Here is a 2,303-nt window from a genome sequence, read left to right on the forward strand (position 1 = left end):
GATGCGGGATGCCGTCATAGACCGAGAGCTCGAGCATCTTCGGGTCGACCATGATCAGGCGGCACTCGGCCGGGGTCATGCGGTAGACCAGGGACAGGATCATGGTGTTGATCGCCACCGACTTGCCCGAGCCGGTGGTGCCGGCGACGAGCAGGTGGGGCATGCGGGCGAGATCGGCGATGACCGGCTCGCCGCCGATGGTCTTGCCGAGGCACAGCGCGAGCTTCTGCTTCGAGGTCTCGAAGTCCTGGGAGGCGAGGAGCTCGCGCAGGTAGACGGTCTCGCGCTTGTGGTTGGGCAGCTCGATGCCGATGGCGTTGCGACCCTGGACCACGGCGACGCGGGCCGAGACCGCGCTCATGGAGCGGGCGATGTCGTCGGCCAGCGAGATCACCCGCGACGACTTCGTTCCAGGCGCAGGCTCCAACTCATACAACGTCACAACAGGACCGGGATGGACGTTGATGATCTCGCCCTTCACGTTGAAGTCCCACAGCACGTTCTCGAGCGCCGCGGCATTCTCCTGTAGAACTTCCGGCGGCACCTCGACGCTGTTCTGATCATGCGGCTCCGCAAGCAGATCGAGCGCGGGAAGCTCGAAATCGAAAGACGCCGCAGCCGGAATAGAGGCATGCGCCTTTCCGAAGCTGTCATTGGCTGGTGCAGGAGGCGTGCGCACGCTTGCAGCACGAGCGGCAGGCCGCATCATGGGAACAGGAGCGGGCACCTCCTCTGCATCATCCTCGAAAATTTCGATGTCAGTGGAGAGCTCTTCCGGCTCGTCTTCCCACGGCGGCGTTTCGCTTGGTGCAGAAACGACGCGCGCGGCAGGTGCGACCGCGATCACACGGCTCACAGGCGTCGGCTGCTTTGCAGGCCTGGCACTGCGCTCCCTTTTTGCCTCAACGGGCGCAACCTCCTTTGTCGGCACGGCTGGATCCAGCAGATACGTGCCTGGCTGCCAAAGAAACGAATAGGATTGCTGAACCTGCGACAGCGAGAAGTCCATGGACGCGCTCGGTGTCTGGGTAGGCTGTTGTGACGCCGCCCTCGCCGGCGCAGCCTTCGTAACAACAGCAGAAGCTCTGGGCGAAGCTACATGCACCTGTTCAGCACTTTCACTCTGATCAGGCGCGGCGACATTCCGCAAACGCGCCGAAGCCTGTGGCGTCATGCGTGTGGGCGTGCGTGTGTAATGGACACCCGGCGCGCCTTGAGCCTGTGAACCGGCATTGTTTCGCGCCTGAGGCACGATCAGCGGGTTCGAGGTCTTGGGAATATCAAATGCTGTCGATGCGACCGGCTGCGCAGGTTGCAAGTTCTCGACCGCCGGGGCGGGAGCCTGCTTCATACGCTCCTTGAGAATGCGGTCGGGCGTCCGGGTATAGCGCACTTCGGACGACGTGGGCGGCGTCGGCCTCGCAAATTGATTGGCAATATTTTGCGCGGAAGCAGCACCCCCTGCCCCATGGGAAACTGAGGTCGGAGCGCTTTCTGGAAGGGGGGAATCGTAGCCGTGATCGGCAGAAGAGGAAGGCCGGCGCTTGAAATGCATTGTCATTATTGAGGTTGGAGCCGAGTTGTTCGGCCCGGGAGGGTCGTTCCTCAGCAGTTACACCCCTGAAAGGTAAAAAGAGGATTAGGAGGCGACAGGTCGTCCCCATATCCCCTGCCCTTCAAAACACCCGGCAGCATCCCCATATAGGTTTTGAAGGAATGCAAGAGATTTGCTCCAGAAAGGCGAGCAGAGCCCTCATTCCCCACTTGCATAAAAACGCGAATCGCTTATATCGGCGCAACCCAGCGCGGCCACCTCGGTGGTCTGGCGCTTTTCTCCGGATAACGCGGCGGATCATTCAGGCAGCAATGCAGGAATAGACACGTTCGCGCCGGAGCCAGAGATAAGCTTTATCTTTGGCCTTAGACATGAGCCTAAGAGCGCGAAGTCATTCGCCGTCTCGAAAGGCTCCTCTGGCGCAAATCCTAATATTCATCGAAGAGCTCCGCTCATTCGATAAGTATAACTCAGAAGAAAAACATCTTCTGAGAACGGCTTTGCTATATCTGTCGTTCAGGAGACGGATGGACACTCAAAAAAATTCAGAAAATCTTCTGAATGAGTGTTGACCCGAGAATCCAGATCGATTAGATACCCCTTCATCGACGGCGTCTTGGGAACGGGGTGCCGGCATGAAGGGCTTCGGGCTCCTGGCGCTTCAGCGTGACGGGGTGATCGAGGTTCTTTGTCTTGTCTCTTCGAGGCGAGATTTGCTCTTTGACAAGTGAAGAAAGAAAGAGAAGCG

Annotated in this window: 1 protein-coding gene; it reads right to left on the minus strand. The window is 59.2% G+C overall.

Annotated features, from left to right (window positions below; genetic code table 11):
• Positions 1-1,351: DNA translocase FtsK (locus MJ639_RS17755; protein ID WP_279306697.1), on the minus strand; the 1,351-nt coding region annotated here is incomplete at its 3' end.
• Positions 1,352-2,303 lie beyond the last annotated feature (952 nt).

This window comes from Microvirga solisilvae, assembly GCF_022808595.1.
Lineage (GTDB): Bacteria > Pseudomonadota > Alphaproteobacteria > Rhizobiales > Beijerinckiaceae > Microvirga > Microvirga solisilvae.